The organism is Burkholderia sp. BCC1640 (assembly GCF_902833125.1).
Classification (GTDB): domain Bacteria; phylum Pseudomonadota; class Gammaproteobacteria; order Burkholderiales; family Burkholderiaceae; genus Burkholderia; species Burkholderia diffusa.
This window is the reverse complement of sequence record NZ_CADFEF010000039.1, coordinates 22,425-40,339: the sequence shown is the minus strand read 5'-3', so window position 1 is coordinate 40,339 and position 17,915 is coordinate 22,425. Positions and strand designations below refer to the sequence as shown.

Annotated in this window: 18 protein-coding genes and 1 pseudogene; 15 read left to right on the top strand and 4 right to left on the bottom strand. The window is 67.3% G+C overall.

Going from position 1 to position 17,915, the window contains the following annotated elements; all coding sequences use genetic code 11:
* Positions 1–39 precede the first annotated feature (39 nt).
* Positions 40–1,539, top strand: a complete 1,500-nt coding sequence (locus tag HWX25_RS29710) for an amino acid permease (protein WP_059524912.1) — start codon at positions 40–42, stop codon at positions 1,537–1,539.
* Between the two features lie 33 nt (positions 1,540–1,572).
* Here the strand turns inward: HWX25_RS29710 and HWX25_RS29705 are convergent, their stop codons facing one another.
* Together HWX25_RS29705 and HWX25_RS29700 are read right to left on the bottom strand one after the other, a co-directional pair.
* Entirely contained in the window at positions 1,573–2,262 is a 690-nt protein-coding gene (locus HWX25_RS29705; RefSeq protein WP_175912052.1) for a phospholipase, read from the bottom strand.
* Positions 2,259–2,654 carry a hypothetical protein gene (locus tag HWX25_RS29700; protein WP_175912050.1) on the bottom strand — a complete coding sequence of 132 codons (396 nt, stop codon included), beginning with the start codon at positions 2,652–2,654 and terminating at the stop codon, positions 2,259–2,261. The genes HWX25_RS29705 and HWX25_RS29700 overlap by 4 nt, the downstream gene beginning before the upstream one ends.
* A 96-nt stretch (positions 2,655–2,750) precedes the next feature.
* Between HWX25_RS29700 and HWX25_RS29695 the strand changes: the two genes are divergently transcribed.
* From HWX25_RS29695 to HWX25_RS29670, 6 genes are all read left to right on the top strand, one after another.
* Positions 2,751–5,141, top strand: a complete 2,391-nt coding sequence (locus HWX25_RS29695) for an MCP four helix bundle domain-containing protein (RefSeq protein WP_175912048.1) — start codon at positions 2,751–2,753, stop codon at positions 5,139–5,141.
* 2 nt (positions 5,142–5,143) lie between these two features.
* Complete coding sequence (locus tag HWX25_RS29690) at positions 5,144–5,884, top strand: methyl-accepting chemotaxis protein (RefSeq protein WP_244135172.1); 741 nt, start codon at positions 5,144–5,146, stop codon at positions 5,882–5,884.
* A complete protein-coding gene (locus HWX25_RS29685; RefSeq protein WP_175912047.1) occupies positions 5,881–6,465 on the top strand; it encodes a hypothetical protein in 585 nt (194 codons plus the stop codon). Before HWX25_RS29690 ends, HWX25_RS29685 begins: the two co-directional genes overlap by 4 nt.
* A 26-nt stretch (positions 6,466–6,491) precedes the next feature.
* Positions 6,492–7,451: a chemotaxis protein CheX gene (locus HWX25_RS29680; protein ID WP_059818871.1), complete on the top strand. Its 960-nt coding sequence runs from the start codon at positions 6,492–6,494 to the stop codon at positions 7,449–7,451.
* 36 nt (positions 7,452–7,487) lie between these two features.
* The gene (locus HWX25_RS29675; protein WP_006765703.1) at positions 7,488–7,853 is read left to right on the top strand and encodes a response regulator; all 366 of its coding nucleotides are present in this window, start codon (positions 7,488–7,490) and stop codon (positions 7,851–7,853) included.
* A 232-nt stretch (positions 7,854–8,085) separates the two neighbouring features.
* Positions 8,086–8,880 carry an enoyl-CoA hydratase gene (locus HWX25_RS29670; protein WP_175912046.1) on the top strand — a complete coding sequence of 265 codons (795 nt, stop codon included), beginning with the start codon at positions 8,086–8,088 and terminating at the stop codon, positions 8,878–8,880.
* 181 nt (positions 8,881–9,061) lie between these two features.
* Here the strand turns inward: HWX25_RS29670 and alr are convergent, their stop codons facing one another.
* On the bottom strand, positions 9,062–10,183 hold the full coding sequence (gene alr / locus HWX25_RS29665; RefSeq protein WP_175912043.1) for an alanine racemase: 1,122 nt from the start codon (positions 10,181–10,183) through the stop codon (positions 9,062–9,064).
* Between the two features lie 303 nt (positions 10,184–10,486).
* Here alr and HWX25_RS29660 point away from each other — a divergent pair, with 303 nt between their 5' ends.
* A complete protein-coding gene (locus HWX25_RS29660) occupies positions 10,487–10,858 on the top strand; it encodes an MAPEG family protein (RefSeq protein WP_175912041.1) in 372 nt (123 codons plus the stop codon).
* Positions 10,859–10,906: 48 nt separating this feature from the next.
* Here the strand turns inward: HWX25_RS29660 and HWX25_RS29655 are convergent.
* A pseudogene (locus tag HWX25_RS29655) lies at positions 10,907–11,230 on the bottom strand (LysR family transcriptional regulator); the annotation flags it as partial.
* A 281-nt stretch (positions 11,231–11,511) separates the two neighbouring features.
* Here HWX25_RS29655 and glnH point away from each other — a divergent pair.
* From glnH to HWX25_RS29620, 7 genes are all read left to right on the top strand, one after another.
* On the top strand, positions 11,512–12,264 hold the full coding sequence (glnH, locus tag HWX25_RS29650) for a glutamine ABC transporter substrate-binding protein GlnH (RefSeq protein WP_059450633.1): 753 nt from the start codon (positions 11,512–11,514) through the stop codon (positions 12,262–12,264).
* A 15-nt stretch (positions 12,265–12,279) separates the two neighbouring features.
* Positions 12,280–12,987, top strand: coding sequence for a glutamine ABC transporter permease GlnP (glnP, locus tag HWX25_RS29645; RefSeq protein WP_175912039.1), 708 nt, complete (start codon positions 12,280–12,282; stop codon positions 12,985–12,987).
* The gene (gene glnQ / locus HWX25_RS29640) at positions 12,984–13,712 is read left to right on the top strand and encodes a glutamine ABC transporter ATP-binding protein GlnQ (RefSeq protein ID WP_059818875.1); all 729 of its coding nucleotides are present in this window, start codon (positions 12,984–12,986) and stop codon (positions 13,710–13,712) included. The genes glnP and glnQ overlap by 4 nt, the downstream gene beginning before the upstream one ends.
* A 20-nt stretch (positions 13,713–13,732) precedes the next feature.
* Positions 13,733–14,782 carry a C45 family peptidase gene (locus tag HWX25_RS29635; protein ID WP_175912037.1) on the top strand — a complete coding sequence of 350 codons (1,050 nt, stop codon included), beginning with the start codon at positions 13,733–13,735 and terminating at the stop codon, positions 14,780–14,782.
* A 15-nt stretch (positions 14,783–14,797) separates the two neighbouring features.
* Entirely contained in the window at positions 14,798–16,132 is a 1,335-nt protein-coding gene (locus tag HWX25_RS29630; protein ID WP_175912035.1) for an aspartate aminotransferase family protein, read from the top strand.
* A 25-nt stretch (positions 16,133–16,157) separates the two neighbouring features.
* Positions 16,158–16,712 carry a carboxymuconolactone decarboxylase family protein gene (locus HWX25_RS29625; protein ID WP_059679148.1) on the top strand — a complete coding sequence of 185 codons (555 nt, stop codon included), beginning with the start codon at positions 16,158–16,160 and terminating at the stop codon, positions 16,710–16,712.
* 329 nt (positions 16,713–17,041) lie between these two features.
* Positions 17,042–17,854 carry an extensin gene (locus tag HWX25_RS29620; RefSeq protein ID WP_175912033.1) on the top strand — a complete coding sequence of 271 codons (813 nt, stop codon included), beginning with the start codon at positions 17,042–17,044 and terminating at the stop codon, positions 17,852–17,854.
* The last annotated feature ends 61 nt before the right edge of the window (positions 17,855–17,915 follow it).

Here is a 17,915-nt window from a genome sequence, read left to right as displayed (position 1 = left end):
CGTCGACGGGCGCGACACATCAAGAAACGGAGACACACCATGAAGCACGCCAGCGAGCGCGCGGCCGACACGGCCGGCGGCGCGGATCCCCGTCATGCCGACCGAGACGCGATGTTCGCGTCGCACGAATCCGGTTATGAGAAACAGTTGAAGCCGCGCCACGTGCAGATGATCGCGATGGGCGGAGCGATCGGCACCGGCCTCTTTCTCGGCGCGGGCGGACGCCTGCAGAGCGCGGGCCCCGCGCTGGCGGTCGTGTATCTCGTGTGCGGCGTATTCGCATTCCTGATCATGCGCGCGCTCGGCGAGCTCGTGATGCATCGGCCGACCAGCGGCTCGTTCGTGTCGTACGCACGGGAGTTCATGGGCGAGCGCGCGTCGTTCGTCGCGGGCTGGATGTACTACCTGAACTGGGCCACCACCGGCATCGTCGACATCACCGCGGTCGCGATCTACATGAAGTACTGGGCCGTGTTCACGGACGTGCCGCAGTGGGTGTTCGCGCTCGGCGCGCTGGGGATCGTGTCGGTGATGAACATGATCGGCGTGAAGGTGTTCGGCGAGATGGAGTTCTGGTTCTCGATCGTCAAGGTCGGGACGCTCGCGCTGTTCCTCGCCGTCGGCGCCGTGTTTCTCGCGAGCGGTCATCCGGTCGCCGGGCAGATGCCGGGGCTGCACCTGATCGCGGATCACGGCGGGATCTTCCCGCACGGGATCCTGCCGGCCGTGCTGATCGTGCAGGGCGTCGTGTTCGCGTATGCGAGCATCGAGCTCGTCGGCGTCGCGGCGGGCGAGACCGCCGATGCGCGCAAGGTGCTGCCGAAGGCGATCAACAGCGTGATGTGGCGCATCGCGCTGTTCTACGTCGGCTCGGTCGTGCTGCTGACGATGCTGCTGCCGTGGACCGCGTACAGCGCGCACGAAAGCCCGTTCGTCACGTTCTTCGGCAAGCTCGGCGTGCCGTACGTCGGCACGGTGATGAACGTCGTGGTGCTGACCGCCGCGCTGTCGAGCCTGAATTCCGGCCTCTATTCGACCGGGCGCGTGCTGCGTTCGCTGGCGATGGGCGGCTCGGCGCCGCGCTTCGTGTCGCGGATGAACGCGCGCGGCGTGCCGTACGGCGGGATCCTCGTCACGGTCGCGGTCAATGCGATCGGTGTGCCGCTGAACTACATCGTTCCGGCGCAGGCGTTCGAGATCGTGCTGAACATGGCGTCGCTCGGGATCATCACGACCTGGGGCTTCATCGTGATGTGCCAGATCCTGTTCCGCCGCGCGGTCAATCGCGGCGAGCTGAGCCCCGTGTCGTTCCGGATGCCCGGCGCGCCGTTCACGTCGTGGCTCACGCTCGGGTTCCTGGTCAGCGTGCTGGTGATGATGGCGTTCGATTACCCGGGCGGCACGTGGACCGTCGGGATGATCCCGGTCGTCGTGCTCGCGCTCGTGGTGGGCTGGAAGCTCGCGAAGCGCGGTGCCGCGCGAGAGGCGTCCGCTGCGGCCGCCGCGCCGATCGGCGCCGATCCGGCGAGCAACGTCTGACGATACGCACGGGCGGGTCGACCGCCCGTGCGCTCAGTTCGATCCGGTGCGCGCAGCGACCCAGCGGCCGAAGTCGCCGGCCATCTCCGCCGTGAGTTCGTGGCCGGCGTCGTAGAGGCGCGTGTCGTGCGCGACGCCGAGCGCCGTCAGCTTCGCATCGGCGGTTTCGGCCCACGCGACCGGCAGCTTGTCGTCGAAGCGGCCGTGCATCACCAGCGCGTGCAGCGCGCTCAATGCGTCGCGCGGCGCGATCAGCGGATCGATCTCCGGCAGGATGCGCCCGCACAGCACCGCGAACGCGACGACATCGGCCGGTGACGTGAGCGCGACGCTCGCGCTCATGATGCCGCCCTGGCTGAAGCCGGCGATCACGGTCGGCAGGGCGGCGTGTTCGTTGTCGGTGCCCCGGGCGCGCAACGCGCGCAGCAGCGCGATCAGCTGCACACGGCTCGCCTCCGCGCGGGCCGCGTCGATTTCCGGGCCGTTCGGGCCGAAGCGCACCGGAAACCACGCGTGCTGGCCGGGGCCGAACGTCAGCGGGCCGCGCACGAACGCAATTTCGATGCGCGGGTCGATCGTGCCGGCCAGATTCAGCAGATTGGTTTCGTTGCCGCCGACGCCGTGCAGCAGCAACAGGCGGCCTACGGGGCGGCCCGCGGCCGGGCGCAGCCGATAGTGGAGGCCGGATTCGGAGTCGGTGGTCAGCGGCAGGACGTCGGTCATTGCAAGGGTCCGGTGGGGAAGTGATCCGACAGTCTAGAACGCGCGGGAGGGAAGGTGAATCGCCGGATGGCGATTGATTGTTTCCTGATGAGAATGAATAGACGGCCATTCGCCATGTCGGCCGGCGCAGCGATTCCGGCCGCGCGGCAGAAGGTGCATACCCGATTCGATTCGCGGATAATGCGCAAACGTTTTACCGGTATTCGGCCGGATTGAATTATCGGATCGCAAATAAAAGAATGAATATCCGGATTCGATTTATCGAGGCCGCCGGGAACGCCCGCCGGGCCGTTCAGGCCAGAGGTTAACGGCCGATTCGAGAAAAACTTTAGGATTTTCTCGCCGCAATTGATCATTGCGATTTTCTCAACGACCGATTGATTTTCAGTCATCGGACAGTCATACACCATCCCCGATAATTCGGCGCTCACATTCTTTCAATAGACAAAAGGGCGATCGAAGCCGGATCGCTGCGGGGAGCTGTACTCATGACCATCCGTCATCGCATTACGCTGCTAGTCGTCCTGACGTTTTTCGCGCTGTCCGCGATCGGCGTGTACGCCGTGTACCAGACGCGCAAGAGTGCGTCCGAGGTGCGTCAGGTTACCCAGGGAATCGTGCCGAGCGCGCTCGCGTCGGCGGACCTCGTCGCCGACGTGAAGAACATCCAGATCGCGACGATGACGCTGGTGTACGCGCCCGACGCGAACACCGCCGCGCAGGCGCGCGACGAGCTGAAGGCGAAGCAGGGCGCGCTGCGCGCGGCGCTCGACGCCCAGGCGAAATCGGCGGTCGGCCGCGCGCAGGAAGGCCTCGTCGAGCAGGCGAAGGACAGCGCCGCGAACTACTTCGCCGCGATCGACGACACCGTGAAGATGAAGACCGACGGCAAGCCCGAGATGGCGCAGGCGTACCTGTTCGCGAACGTCGCACAGTATCGCGACGAACTCGAGGGCATCGTCGACACGCTGCGCGTCGAGAAGAACCGCCAGAAGGACGATGCGATCCGCGCGCTGAACGGCATGCTCGCGACGACGGCCACCGCGATCGCGGGCGTGGCGGGCACGGTGGTCGTGCTGCTGACCGCGCTCGGCTTCGTGCTGTATCGCCAGATCACGCGTCCGCTGATCGGGATGCAAACGGCGATGAGCGAGATCGCCACGAGCCAGGACTTCACGCGCCGCGTGCCGGTGGGCCGGATGGACGAGATTGGTCATTCGATCGTCGCGTTCAACGGGATGATCGAGAAGATCCAGGAGAACGCCGCGCAACTGAAACAGAAGACGGCCGACATCCAGGCAATGCTGCAGAACATGCAGCAAGGGATCCTGACGGTCGTCGAAGGCGGCGTCGTGCACGCGGAGTATTCGGCTTACCTCGAGACCATCTTCGAGACCGGCGACATCGCCGGACGCGACCTGATGGCGCTCGTATTCGACGATTCGAGCATCGGCTCCGACGCGCGCTCGCAGGTCGACGCGGCCGTGCATGCGTGCCTCGGCGAGGACAGCATGAACTTCGCGTTCAACGAGCACCTGCTCGTCAACGAAGTCGCGAAGCGGATGCCGGACGGCCGCGAGAAATGGCTCGACCTGAGCTGGTCGGCGATCACCGACGAGACCGACACGGTCGTGCGACTGATGCTGTGCGTGCGCGACGTGACCGAGATTCGCGAGCTGACCGCGCAGGCCGGCGAGCAGCAGCGCCGCCTCGAGATGATCGGCGAGATCCTGTCGATCAGCCAGGACAAGTTCCACGACTTCGTGCACAGCGCGAAGGGTTTCCTCAGCGAGAACGAGCGGATGATCCGCCAGCACGAACGCGCCGATCATTCGATCGTCGCGGCGCTGTTCCGCAACATGCACACGATCAAGGGCAACGCGCGCACGTACAGCCTGCAGCATCTGACCAACATCGTGCACGAAGCGGAGCAGGCGTACGAATCGCTGCGCCGCGCGGACGGCGGCCCCGAGTGGAATCGCGATGCGCTGATGGACGACCTGGCCCGCGTGCGCGAAGCAGTCGACCACTACGCGACGATCAACGCGGTCACGCTCGGCCGGCATGGCGAGGCGGCGCAGCACGGCGGCACCGACTACCTGATGGTCGAGCGCGCGCATATCAGCGAGAGCCTGCGCATGCTCGACGGCGCCGATCCGGCGAACGCAAGCGACTGGCGCGCGGCGCGCGATTCGGTGCGCCGCCTGCTGAGCCAGTTCGGCACGCAGGGCATCGGCGATGCGCTGGGCGGCGTGATCGAATCGCTGCCGTCGCTCGCGGCCGAACTCGGCAAGCCGGCGCCCGTCGTGCATATCGACAGCAACGGCCATCGCGTGCGCAGCGAGATCGGCGCGACGCTGAAGAACGTGTTCATGCACCTGTTGCGCAACGCGATCGACCACGGGATCGAAACGTCGGAAGAGCGTCGCGCGGCCGGCAAGGCGCCGGCCGGCAAGATCGACATCGCGGTCGACGTCGAGGACGATGCGTTGCGCTTCGTGCTCGGCGACGACGGCCGCGGCCTCGCGCTCGACCGGATTCGCGGGATCGCGCGCGAGCGCGGCTGGATCGACGCCGGCAACGAAGCCGCGCTGACCGACGAAGCGGTGGCCGAACTGATCTTTCGCCCGGGCTTTTCGACCGCGCGCGCGGTGACCGAAGTATCGGGGCGCGGCGTCGGGATGGACGCGGTGCGCAACTTCCTGAAGCGCGACGGCGGCGACATCGCGCTGCGCTTCACCGACGATCGCGTCGGCGCGTCGTATCGCGCGTTCGAGACGATCGTGTCGCTGCCGGCGCGATTCGCGGCGGACGGCGCCGCCCGCGACGCCGGGCAGCCGGCCGGCGCCGGCATCGCGAACGTCGACGTGGCGGAGTGATCGTGCAAGCGTGGATGATCCCGATCGGCGCCGCGCTGGCGGGCGGCCTGGTGGTCGCGGCGGTGGCCGCGATCGTGTGTCGCATCGCGCGAGCGCGGCTCGTTGCCGCGCTGACGCGCGAAGCCGGGGCGTTGCGCGCCGCGCTCGGCGCGGCCGATGCACGGGCCGATGAAGCCGTTGCCGCACATGCCGAAGCGGCGCAGGCGTGGGCGCGCCGCGAAGCGGCGCTCGAGGAGGCGCTGGCGCGCGAGGCGGCCGGCACCGGCGAGCAGCGCGACGCGCTGCAGGCGCTCGCGGCCGAGCGCGCCGCGCTGTCGCAGCATGCGACGAAGCTCGCCGACGAAGCCGCGCGGCTGCGCGGGCTGGCCGGCACGTTCGAACGCTGGCACGAGCAGATGATCTCGCTGACCACGCAGAACCAGGACATGCGCACGAAGAACCAGGAGCTGTCGGCGATCGTCGCGCACGTGTCGATCGTGTCGCTGAACGCGTCGATCGAGGCCGCGCGCGCGGGCACGGCCGGGCGGGGCTTCTCGATCGTCGCGAGCGAGGTGCGCGGGCTCGCCGCGCGCTCGCAGCAACTGTCGAACAGCTATCGCGACAGCCTGAATCGCAACGATCTCGTGACGGCCGCGACGTTCCAGGACATCCAGGCCGGCGGCAAGATGATCACGGCCGCGCTCGCGACGGTCGAGACGCTGGCCGGGCAGCTGCATGCGCGGCTCGAGGGAGCGGCGGCGTGATCACCGCGCAGGCCCGGGCCGGTTTCGAGCGGATCTTCTTCGATGCGGCGCGCACGCGGCTCGCGTCCGGCGGCGCGTGCGAAATCAGGCCGGCCGCCGGCGATGCGCACGACGCGTCGCACGATCCGTCACGCGCGAAATTGCGCGCGACGCCGAAGGTGCCCGAGCACGTCGCAGTGCTGACGATCTCGGCACTGCATTTCCGGCTGCTGCTCGCGCTGCGCTTTCGCGACGACGAACCGACGCGTCGTCATTTCGCCGCCGCGACGCCCGGCGCGAGCGCGCAGCGGCCGCTGCCCGAGGCGTTCATGGAAGTCGCGAACCTGTGCTGCGGCGCGATCAACCAGGCGCTGACCGCGCCGTTCCCCGATCTCGGGATGTCGACGCCTTACCTGTTGAGCGGCGCGAGCGTCGACTACCTGCCGGCGCTGCAGCCCGACCACGTGGCCGCGTACGACGTGACGCTCGACGGCGACGTGCGGATCGGCGCGACGCTGTGCGTGTGCGCGAACGCGCCGGTCGATTTTCACGTGCCGGAAGCGGCGAGCGTGGACACGGGCGGCGAGCTCGAACTGTTTTGACCGATTGTGAGGAAGGACTCCGCGAGATGACCGTAGACCAACCCGTCAGCAAGGTGCTCGTGCTCGACGACAGCCGCGCGCATGCGGCGACGCTCAAGCGCTTCTGCGACGAGCACAACCTGGTCGGCCTGACCGTGCGGCGCAACCGGCTGCTGAAGGTGCTGCGCTCGAACATCGATCTCGGCGCGATCCTGCTCGCCGAGGACTACGGCGGCTCGCCGGACGAAAGCGCGATCATCGCGACGCAGATCGATGCGCTGCGGCCCGAGCTGCCGATCATCCTGCGCCGCGCGTCGAATGCGTCGCGCGACGGGCTGCCCGATGCGCTCGCGCGCGTCGCGTGCGCGGCCTACGTCGCCGACGACCTGACGCCGCTCAAGCGCGCGATCGACGAATACCTGTTCGGCCGCGACTACCCGAACGCGCTCGTGCGCGGCATCGCGGAGATCACCGAGGCGCGGCTCGACAGCCTGTTTCCGGGCCTCGCGATCGAGCGCGACACGCCGTGCATCGTGCGCGACCAGATCATCTTCGGCGAGGTGTTCAGCCTGATCGCGCTGGAAAGCGCGTGGTGCCGCGGCTACATGCTGCTGCAGACGAGCGAGCAGCCGCTGCTCGACATGATCGGCGGCACGCGCGACGACGGCCGCGCACCCGATTTCCGCGACGTGAACAACGTGCTCGGCGAGTTGACCAACCTCGTGTGGGGCGCGTTCAAAAACCGCTATCTCGGCGACGCGGAGGCGCTCGCGCGGCATCCCGTGCAGGTGCCGCTCGTCGTCAATCACAAGCAGAAATTCATTTCGTTCGGCGGCGACTGTCCGCAGCTGTGTTTCAAGTATCGGATGACCGACCCCGAGTCGGGACGATCGGTGCGGCTCGACCAGCGTTTCGTGTTCAGCCTGAGCTGGTCGCCGGAGGATTTCCGCGAATCCGTGCAGGACGTGGGGCCGATGGTCGAGTCGGGCGAACTCGAACTGTTTTGAATATTGAAGTCAGCGACAAGGAAAGGGGAATACGGCATGGCAAAGATTCTGGTGGTCGACGATTCGGGCACGGTGCGTGACGAGGTCGCGGGGTTCCTGCGCAATCACGGGCTCGACGTCGCGACGGCGGTGGACGGCAAGGACGGGCTCGCGAAGCTCAAGGCGACGCCCGGCGTGCGCCTCGTGATCAGCGACGTGAACATGCCGAACATGGACGGCCTGACGATGGTCGAGAAGATTCGCGGCGAGCTGGCGAATACGTCGGTCAACGTCGTGATGCTGACGACCGAAAGCAGCCCGGCGATGAAGGAGCGCGGCAAGGCCGCCGGCGTGAAGGGCTGGATCGTGAAGCCGTTCAAGGGCGACGCGGTGCTCGACGCGCTGAAGAAGCTCGCGGGCTGAGCGCGCAGGCGGGTGATGCATCGCCGTTGAGCGGCGATCGATGAGCAGCCTGGGTGGCCTTCGCTTCACGGTGCGCCGGCGTGCAAGCCTGCTTCGCCGGCCGGCCGGTCGGCCCCGCTGGACGCCGCGCGCAATGTGGAGGACGATTCGTGATCATGTCGATCGCGAATCCGGGCGCGTGTCGCCCGTGCTGCTGATTCGCGCCCGATCGAACCCCGTCGAGCGGAGCATCATGGAATCCCGTCACGAAACACCCGAGCCGATCCTGCTGCGCGACGTGCGCGATGGCGTCGTCACGCTGCGGCTGAACCGGCCGCAACAGTTCAACGCGTTGTCGGAGGCGATGCTGGCGAGCCTGCTGGACGCGTTCGATTCGCTGGCCGCCGATCCGCACGTGCGCTGCGTCGTGCTCGCCGCCGAGGGCAAGGCGTTCTGCGCGGGCCACGACCTGCGGCAGATGCGCGCCAAACCCGAACTCGATTACTACCGCACGCTGTTCGCGCAATGCAGCCGCGTGATGCTCGCGATGCGTGCATTGCCGGTGCCGGTGATCGCACGCGTGCACGGCATCGCGACGGCGGCCGGCTGCCAGCTCGTCGCCGCGTGCGATCTCGCCGTCGCAGCGGACACCGCGCGCTTCGCGGTATCCGGAATCAACGTGGGGCTGTTCTGTTCGACGCCTGCCGTCGCATTGAGCCGCAACGTGTCGGCGAAGCGCGCGTTCGACATGCTCGTCACCGGGCGTTTCGTCGATGCGGCGACGGCGGCTGCCTGGGGGCTCGTCAACGAGGCCGTGCCCGAGGATGCGCTCGACGCGGCCATCGCGCGCAAGGTCGCGGAGATCGTCGCGAAGAGCCCGGCGGCGGTGCGCTACGGCAAGCAGATGTTCTACCGGCAGCGCGAACTGCCGCTCGACGACGCGTACGCGTTTGCGGGCGACGTGATGGCGCGCAACATGATGGAAGAGGACGCCGGCGAGGGGATCGATGCGTTCCTGGAGAAGCGCAAGCCGACGTGGCGTGTGTAGCGTGTCGCGCCGCGGCGGAGGGCGGTCGCGCATGCGCATGGCCGGCGCCTGCGTCCACGGTAGCGTCCTTTGCATCTGCACGCCGTAAAAGCAGACGGGCCGCCTTTAACGCGGCCCGCAAGCGGATCCGGATCCCGATGCACGACGGCACGCGAGCGTGCCGCCACCTCCGCGCCGGGCGCTATCGCCCGTAGCTGCCTGTGCGCAGCGCCGGCTGCACCGTCGACGCACCGGGCGGCACGACCACGACCGGCACGCGGCGCGCGAGCGCGCACATCAGCTCGTAGCCGATCGTGCCGCTGGCTTCCGCGACGTCGTCGACCTTCACCTGATCGCCCCACAGCTCGACGCTCGAGCCGATGCCCGCGTTCGGGCACGGCGTCAGGTCGACGGTGAGCATGTCCATCGACACGCGGCCGACGACGCGCGTCATCACGCCGTCCACCGCGATCGGCGTGCCGGTCGGCGCGTGGCGCGGATAGCCGTCCGCATAGCCGCACGCGACGACGCCGATCCGCATCGGCCGGTCTGCCGTGAAGCGACGGCCATAACCGACCGTTTCCTCCGGCGCGAGCGTCTGCACGCCGATGATCTTGCTCGTCAGCGTCATGGCGGCCATCAGCGGCGTGCCGGCGATGTGCCGCGACGCGCCGGTCGGCGACGCGCCATACAGGATCGTGCCGGGCCGCACCCAGTCGCGATGCGCGCGCGGATGCCACAGCACGGCCGCCGAATTCGATGCCGAACGCTCGCCCGGAATCCCGGCGGTGGCCGCATCGAACTGCTCGAGCTGCCAGTCGACTTCGCCTTCGTCGGCGTTCGCGAAGTGCATCATCAGCGTGATCTTGCCGATCGACGGCGCGGCCGCCGCGCGCTCCCACGCGGCGCGGAATGCGTCGGGCCGGTAGCCGAGCCGGTTCATCCCGGAGTTCATCTTCAGCTGGATGTCGATCGGCTGCCGGGGCTTCGCGGCGATCAGCAGATCGAGCTGCGCGTCGCAGTGCACGGCCACCGTCAGCCGATGTCGATCGGCCAGTTCGACGTCGTCCGGCTCGAAGATCCCTTCGAGCAGCAGCACCGGCTTGTTCCAGCCGAGCTCCCGCACGCGCACGGCTTCGTCGAGATCGAGCAGCGCGATGCCGTCGGCGGCCGCGAGGCCCGGATAGATCCGCTCGATCCCGTGACCGTATGCGTTGGCCTTGACCACGGCCCATACGCGCGATTGCGCGGCGGTGCGGCGGATGAAGTCGAGGTTATGGCGGACGGCGTCGGGACGGATATGGGCGACGATGGGACGGGGCATGGGCGGGCTCGGGTCGAAAGTCGTTCGGCGCACGCGGCGGCGCGGCGCGGGTGAGCAGGCTGGCGCGGCAACACGCCAAGCCAGTGTTGAGCGCTATCTTATTGGTGTTCGACCAGTTTTAATTAACGTATTTGTTGGCGATTTGGTGGAATTTTTTGTGCCGGATCCATGCCGTCACTGCCTTCGGCAGGCGGTTTTGCCGAGTCTCCCGTCTAGAAAACCGGTGCGCGAACAGCCCGGCGCAATGCTAAGCTCTGCGCGACCGTGTCATTGATCAATGTAATCATAAAGGAGGAGACTTTGATGACGACGTCCCAGATCTGCCTGTTCATCGTGGCGCTGTTGCCGTTCCCGATGACGTTCCTGGCCAAGGCCCGCAAGGGCTACGACAACCACGCGCCGCGCGAGTACCTGGCAAGGCTCGAAGGCTGGCGCGCGCGGGCGCAGGCCGCGCACCAGAACGCGTGGGAAGCGCTGGCGCTGTTTACGGCCGCACTGGTCGTCGCATGGCACAACGGCGCGAATGCGCATCACGTCGATCAGCTCGCGATGGGGTTCGTCGCGATTCGCATCGTCTATGTGCTGACGTACCTGCTGAACTGGGCGTCGCTGCGCTCGCTCGTGTGGTTCGCGGGGATGGCCTGCGTCGTCGCGTTGTTCTTTGCCGCGCCGTGACGAGAGGATGAACGGGAGGCCCCCGCGTGGCCTCGGCGCGCGGGTTCGCTACGCACCGCCCGCGCCGCGCGCGTGACTGTCGTTGGATGCGGGCGCAACGATCTTCGCGAGCTGGAACGGCGGTGCATCGGCTTCGCGGCGCAGGAACGCGATCAACGGATCGAGCAGCCGATGCCGCGCCGACGGATTGCGGCGCAGCACGAAGCGCCATGACGCATCGCGTACGAGGCCCGGCACCAGCGGCACCAGGCGGCCGCTGCGCAGTTCGGGCTCGATCAGCGGCACGCGCCCGAGCGCGATGCCCGCGCCGCCCAGCGCCGCGCCGATCACCTGACTGAAACTGCTGTAGCGGACGATCTTCGTTTCGAAGTCGATCGCTCCGACGTCGGCGCGCATGGGACTCTCCGGTCGCGCCGAATCGTCGGGCGGGCGCCCATCCGCGCACGCCTTTCCTCCGATCAATCCCGCCCGTGCGGCTCGGGTTTGTCTCGATTCATTTTCCTGTTGAGCATTTTTTTGTTGTCGTAGTATCCGTGTTGACAACACTTGTTGCACTAAGGTCTAATTCAACATCGCATGTTGCGGTGCGGCTTGATGTCGTCGTTCCCCGGCCAGCCGGCCGGTTACATCGCTCAACCATGCGGAGAAAAGCCATGAGTCGCCGTTCCTTCCTGAAAGCCGTCGCGGTGGTCGCCGCGCTCGGCGCCAGCATCGCGCACGCGGATACCAAGACGCTCGTCGTCGGGACCGATACGTCGTTCATGCCGTTCGAGTTCAAGCAGGGCGACAAGTACGTCGGCTTCGATCTCGACCTGTGGGCGGAGATCGCGAAGGACCAGGGCTGGAAATACACGATCCAGCCGATGGATTTCGCGGGCCTGATCCCGGCGCTGCAGACGCAGAACATCGACGTCGCGCTGTCGGGGATGACCATCAAGGAAGAGCGGAAGAAGGCGATCGACTTCTCCGCGCCGTACTACGACAGCGGCCTCGCGGCGATGGTGCAGACGGACAACACGACGATCAAGTCGATCGACGACCTGAACGGCAAGGTGATCGCCGCGAAGACGGGCACCGCGACGATCGACTGGATCAAGGCGCACCTGAAGCCGAAGGAGATCCGCCAGTTCCCGAACATTGACCAGGCATATCTCGCGCTCGAGGCCGGCCGCGTCGACGCGGCGATGCACGACACGCCGAACGTGCTGTTCTTCGTGAACAACGAAGGCAAGGGCAAGGTGAAGGTCGCGGGCCAGCCGGTCAGCGGTGACAAGTACGGGATCGGCTTCCCGAAGGGCAGCGCGCTCGTGCCGAAGGTCAACGCGTCGCTCGTGAAGATCAAGGCCGACGGCCGCTACGCGCAGATCTACAAGAAGTGGTTTGGCGCCGAGCCGCCGAAGATGTGAGCGTGACGGCACTGCATGGCGCGGCCGGGCGGCCGCGCCGGTCTTGAATCGGACGGGGAGCGACAGGTGAATTTCGATTGGTCGGCGATCTGGGCGGCGTTGCCGGACCTGATGGACGGGGTCCGGTTGACGGTGTTCATCGCATTTTTCGGGCTGGTGGGCGGATTCGTCGTCGGGATGATCGCGGGCATGTTCCGCGCATACGGACCGAAGGCGATGAACGTGCTCGCACAGGTTTATATTGAACTGATCCGCGGCACGCCGATCGTCGTGCAGGTGATGTTCCTGTATTTCGCGTTGCCGCTGCTCGCGCATATCCGGATCGACGGCCTGACGGCCGCGATCATCGCGATCACGGTGAATTCGGGCGCGTATCTCGCGGAAGTGGTGCGCGGCGCGCTGCTGTCGATTCCGAAGGGGCTGACGGAAGCGGGGCTCGCGATGGGCCTGTCGATGCCGCGCGTGCTGCTGAAGGTGGTCGGGCCGCTCGCATTCCGGCGCCTGATTCCGCCGCTCGGCAACCAGTGCATCGTGAGCCTCAAGGACACGTCGCTGTTCATCGTGATCGGCGTCGGCGAATTGACGCGAAAGGGGCAGGAAATCATTGCCGGCAATTTCCAGGCGGTCGAGATCTGGACCGCGGTGGCCGTCATCTACCTGATGCTGACCGGCGCGATGACGCTGACGCTTCGGCTCGTCGAAAAGAGGATGCGCATCTTATGAGCATGATCGAATTCCAGAACGTGTCGAAGAGCTTCGGCCATGTGCCGGTGCTGAAGCATATCGACCTGAAGATCGACGCGGGCGAGGTGGTCGTCGTGATCGGTCCGTCGGGCTCGGGCAAGTCGACGATGTTGCGCTGTATCAACGCGCTTGAGAAGATCACCGGCGGCGAACTGCTGGTCGACGGCCAGAGCGTGCGTGGCAACGCATCGACGATCCGTAACATCCGGCTCGAAGCGGGCATGGTGTTCCAGCAGTTCAACCTGTTTCCGCAGATGACCGCGCTCGAGAACGTGATGTTCGGGCCGACCCAGGTACGCGGCGCGTCGCGCGCCGACGCGCGCGACCAGGCGATGGCGCTGCTCGACAAGGTCGGCCTCGAATCGCGCGCGAATCATTATCCGTCTGAGCTGTCGGGCGGCCAGCAGCAGCGCGTCGCGATCGCACGCGCGCTCGCGATCCGGCCGCGGCTGATGCTGTTCGACGAGCCGACGTCGGCGCTCGATCCGGAATTGCGCCACGAGGTGCTGAAAGTGATGCAGGATCTCGCGACCGAAGGGATGACGATGATCGTCGTCACGCACGAAATCGGCTTCGCGAAGCGGGTCGGCACGCGGTTGCTGTTCATGGATCAGGGCGGCATCGCCGAGGACGGCCATCCGGTCGACCTGATCGACCGGCCGCCGACGCCGCGCCTGAAGGAATTCCTGAAACACGTGTCCTGAACGAAACCGAATCAACCGACATGCCGCTTTCCCCGTCTCCCGTCATCGCCGGCACGCCGTTCGACATCGGCGTGCGCCTCGGCGAGCTTGCCCGCCCCGTGTTCGATGCGTACATGCAGCAGAGCAGCGCATGGCAGGCCGTGCGCCGTTGGCGCGGCCATCCGTTCGTTGCCGCGCTGCGGCAGGCCGCGCTGGCCGCGTACCCCGATCTCGTCGCGGAACTGGACGGGATCGCGGCAGGCGTCGGCTGGCCGGCCGAGGACATCTTTCTGTGGAACTGCCGCGGCGAACTGATCCATCACGCGCCGGACGGCTGCACGACGCTCGCCGGGCGCGACGCGCACGGCACGCGCTGGATCGCGCACAACGAGGACGGTGATCCGTACCTGCGCGAACGCTGCCTGCTGGTCGACGTGCAGCCGCAAGGCAAGCCGGGCTTCATCAGTTTCTACTACCCGGGCTCGCTGCCCGGGCATACGTTCGCCGCGAACCGCGCGGGCATCGCCCAGGCGATCAACAACCTGCGGATCCGCACGCCGGCGCTCGGCGTGCCGCGGATGATCCTCGCGCGCGCCGTGCTCGACGCCACATCGCTCGATGCGGCCGCCGACGTGCTGCGCACGCATGCGCGCGCGAGCGGCTTTCACCACACGCTCGGCGCGACCGGCGATCCGCGGCTCCTGAGCATCGAGGCGAGCGTCGCGCGCTGCTCGGTCGTCGAAGTCGCGCGTCTTGCCGGTCACGCGAATCATCTCGTGCATCCGGGATGCGAGGGCGAAGCGCAGATCGTCACGCAATCGTCCGGTGATCGTCAGCGGCGTGTCGATGCGCTGACGCCGGGCATCGACGCGATCGACGAAGCCGCACTGCTGCGCGTGCTCGGCGACCGCGCACCGGAAGGACTCCCGATCTATCGCGACGATCCGGCCGACCCCGACGACGAAAATACGCTGGCGACCGCCGTGTTCGCGATTCGCGACACCGCGATCGACTTCACCATTCACCAGCACGGCACGCAGCGCTTCGCGACGCGCATCGTGCCGTCCGCGCACGCGCGCAGCGCGTCCTGATCCATGAGGCAACGCATGACGACCGTTTTTCATCGCGCTCCACGCGCCACCTTGCCCGTCGCCGTCGCGGGCGATGGCATCGAGATCATCGATTCGACCGGCAAACGCTACATCGACGCGTGCGGCGGCGCGGCCGTATCGTGCCTCGGCCACAGCAACCAGCGCGTGATCGATGCGATCAAGCGGCAGGTACAGCAACTGCCGTACGCGCACACGTCGTTCTTTACGACGGACGTGGCGGAAGAACTCGCCGACCGGCTCGTCGCGGCCGCGCCGGCCGGTCTCGAACACGTGTATTTCGTGTCGGGCGGGTCCGAGGCGATCGAAGCCGCATTGAAGCTCGCGCGCCAGTATTTCGTCGAGAAGGGCGAGCCGCAGCGCCGCCATTTCATCGCACGTCGCCAGAGCTATCACGGCAACACGCTCGGCGCACTCGCGATCGGTGGCAACGCATGGCGGCGCGAGCCGTTCCTGCCGCTGCTGATCGAAGCGCATCATGTGAGCCCGTGCTATGCGTATCGCGACCAGCAGGCCGGTGAAACCGACGAAGCCTATGCACAGCGACTGGCCGACGAGCTGGAGCGGAAGATCGTCGAGCTCGGCGCGGAAAACGTCGCCGCATTCGTCGCGGAAACGGTGGTCGGCGCGACGGCCGGCGCGGTGCCGCCGGTGCGTAGCTACCTGAAGAAGATTCGCGCGGTGTGCGACAAATACGGCGTGCTGTTGATTCTCGACGAAATCATGTCGGGGATGGGGCGCACCGGTTACCTGTTCGCGTGCGACGAAGATGGCGTCGCGCCCGACCTGCTGACGATCGCGAAAGGGCTCGGCGCGGGGTACCAGCCGATCGGCGCGACGCTGGTGAGCGATCGCATCTACCGGACGATCGTCGACGGTTCGGGTTTTTTCCAGCACGGCCACACGTATCTCGGTCATGCAACGGCCTGCGCGGCCGCGCTCGAAGTGCAGCGCGTGATCGCCGAAGGGAAGCTGCTCGACAACGTGAAGGCGCGCGGCGAGCAACTGCGCGCGTCGCTGCGCGAGCATTACGGTGCGCATCCGCATGTCGGCGACGTGCGCGGCCGCGGGCTGTTCGTCGGCGTCGAGCTCGTGCGCGATCGCGACAGCAAGGCGACGTTCGATCCCGCGCTGAAGCTGCATGCGGCGGTCAAGCGCGAGGCGATGCAGCGCGGGCTGATGGTGTATCCGATGGGCGGCACGATCGACGGCGTGCACGGCGATCACATCCTGATCGCACCGCCGTTCGTCTGCACCGCGCAGCAGATCGACACGATCGTCGAACGGCTGTCCGGCGCGATCGATGCGGCGCTCGCATCGGCCGGCGCGTAAACCTTTACCTCATCGAATCCTCACCATGACGGACAGACTGCCTCCCTTCGATCCCGCATCGGCCACCGACGAGCAGAAGGCCGTGCTTGCCGACATTCTCAGCGGCCCGCGCGGCAACCTGAACGGGCCGTTCCTCGGCTGGATCGCGAGTCCCGAGCTCGCGCAGCACGCGCAGCGGCTCGGCGCGTTCTGCCGCTATCGCACGGGTCTGCCACTGCGACTGTCGGAGCTTGCGATTCTCGTGACGGCCGCGCGCTGGCGTTCGCAGGCCGAGTGGCACATCCATCATCCGATCGCGCTCGATGCCGGCGTGCCGGCGGCGACGGCCGACGCGATCCGCCGCGGCGTCGAGCCGGCGTTCGAGTCGGACGACGATGCGCTGATCCATGCGTTCGCGACCGAGTTGTACGACACGCGGCGCGTGAGCGATGCGACGTTCGCGCGCGCGCAGGCGCGTTTCGGCCACGAGACCGTCGTGAACCTCGTTGCGCTGCTCGGCTATTACGCACTCGTGGCGATGACGCTCAACACGTTCGGCATGCGCGCGGACGGACAGACCGATTTGCCGTTTCCGGAATAATCGCTGCATGCCGGATTGTGTCGATCGCGTTCATTGCGTATGTCGTTCATACGCGCCGGCGCGGCAAGGTGTGGCGCCGTTTCTCGACACGCGGTGCGTTCCCTGGCTCGCGGTGGTGCAGCGCGAATGGCCGACCTTCCGCGACTTCGATCGTCCGATGCAATATCGCTGGGGGCGATGTCGAACCGTCTGACGATAGGGCGACGCGGTGCGGCAAGGCCGCGCCGCTCTGGGGTCGACATCAATGAAACCAATTGTATTCGTGCGGGATCGGCCGCGATCGCACGCGTATGATGGCTTGTTCACGTCGATAAGATCGGTGAGCAAGCATGACTAGTACCCGTAAGACATTGATGATCGCCGGCGGCCTGCTGGTCGCCGCGGCTGGCACCGGCTACGTAATGCTCCTGCGTGCGGACCACCGCGCGATCGCGGAGGCCGGTATCGGCGATTCCGCAGCCCCTGCCGCCGCCGTGACGGCGGCGAACGACGGACACACCGCACAAGGCACGATCGCGCCGCCTGCGGCGGTCGCCGTCCCTTCCAAGCATGTCGATGAGGCCGTGCCGCAACCAGCGGCCGCACGGCCGCCGTCCGCGGCTCCTGCGCGTACGAGCGCGGCGCCGGCATCTGCTGCCGTTGCGCCGGTCGTCGCCGCGGCGGCGCCACCGGCGAAACCGAGTGCGCCGCCGCCGACCGTCCATGTCGTGACGATCGAGCCGGAGGTTGCGACCCCGCCGAAAGCCCAGCCCGCTCCGCCGGTAAAAGCGCCGGTACAAGCGGCGCAACCCGTGCAGTCGACGCCGCCGGCCCAGGCGACGCAGGCGGCCCGGCCGAGTCAGCAGGCGGAGCAGCCGACCCAGCGCGCGGCGCGCAAGCGCGACGGGCTCGAGCGGCACGCGGCCGCGACCCCCGCGATGAAATCCGAAACGCCTGAAACCGCGGCACTCGTGCGGGAATCGGCAAAGCTCGATCCGTCGTTGCCGCCACCGCGATACGTGGCGGCGCCGAGCGTCGATCCGCAGCATGCGTCGACGGGTGCGAATCCGGTCGCCGCCGCGATGACCGACCAGCTCGTCAAGCAGTCGAGCAGCTTCAAGGCAGCCACACCGGCGAACGCCGGGCCCGGCGTGGCTCAGTGAGAACGGAGCGGCGGCGCTCGCGCAACGCCGCTCGACGCCGGATAAAAAAGGGCCCCGCACG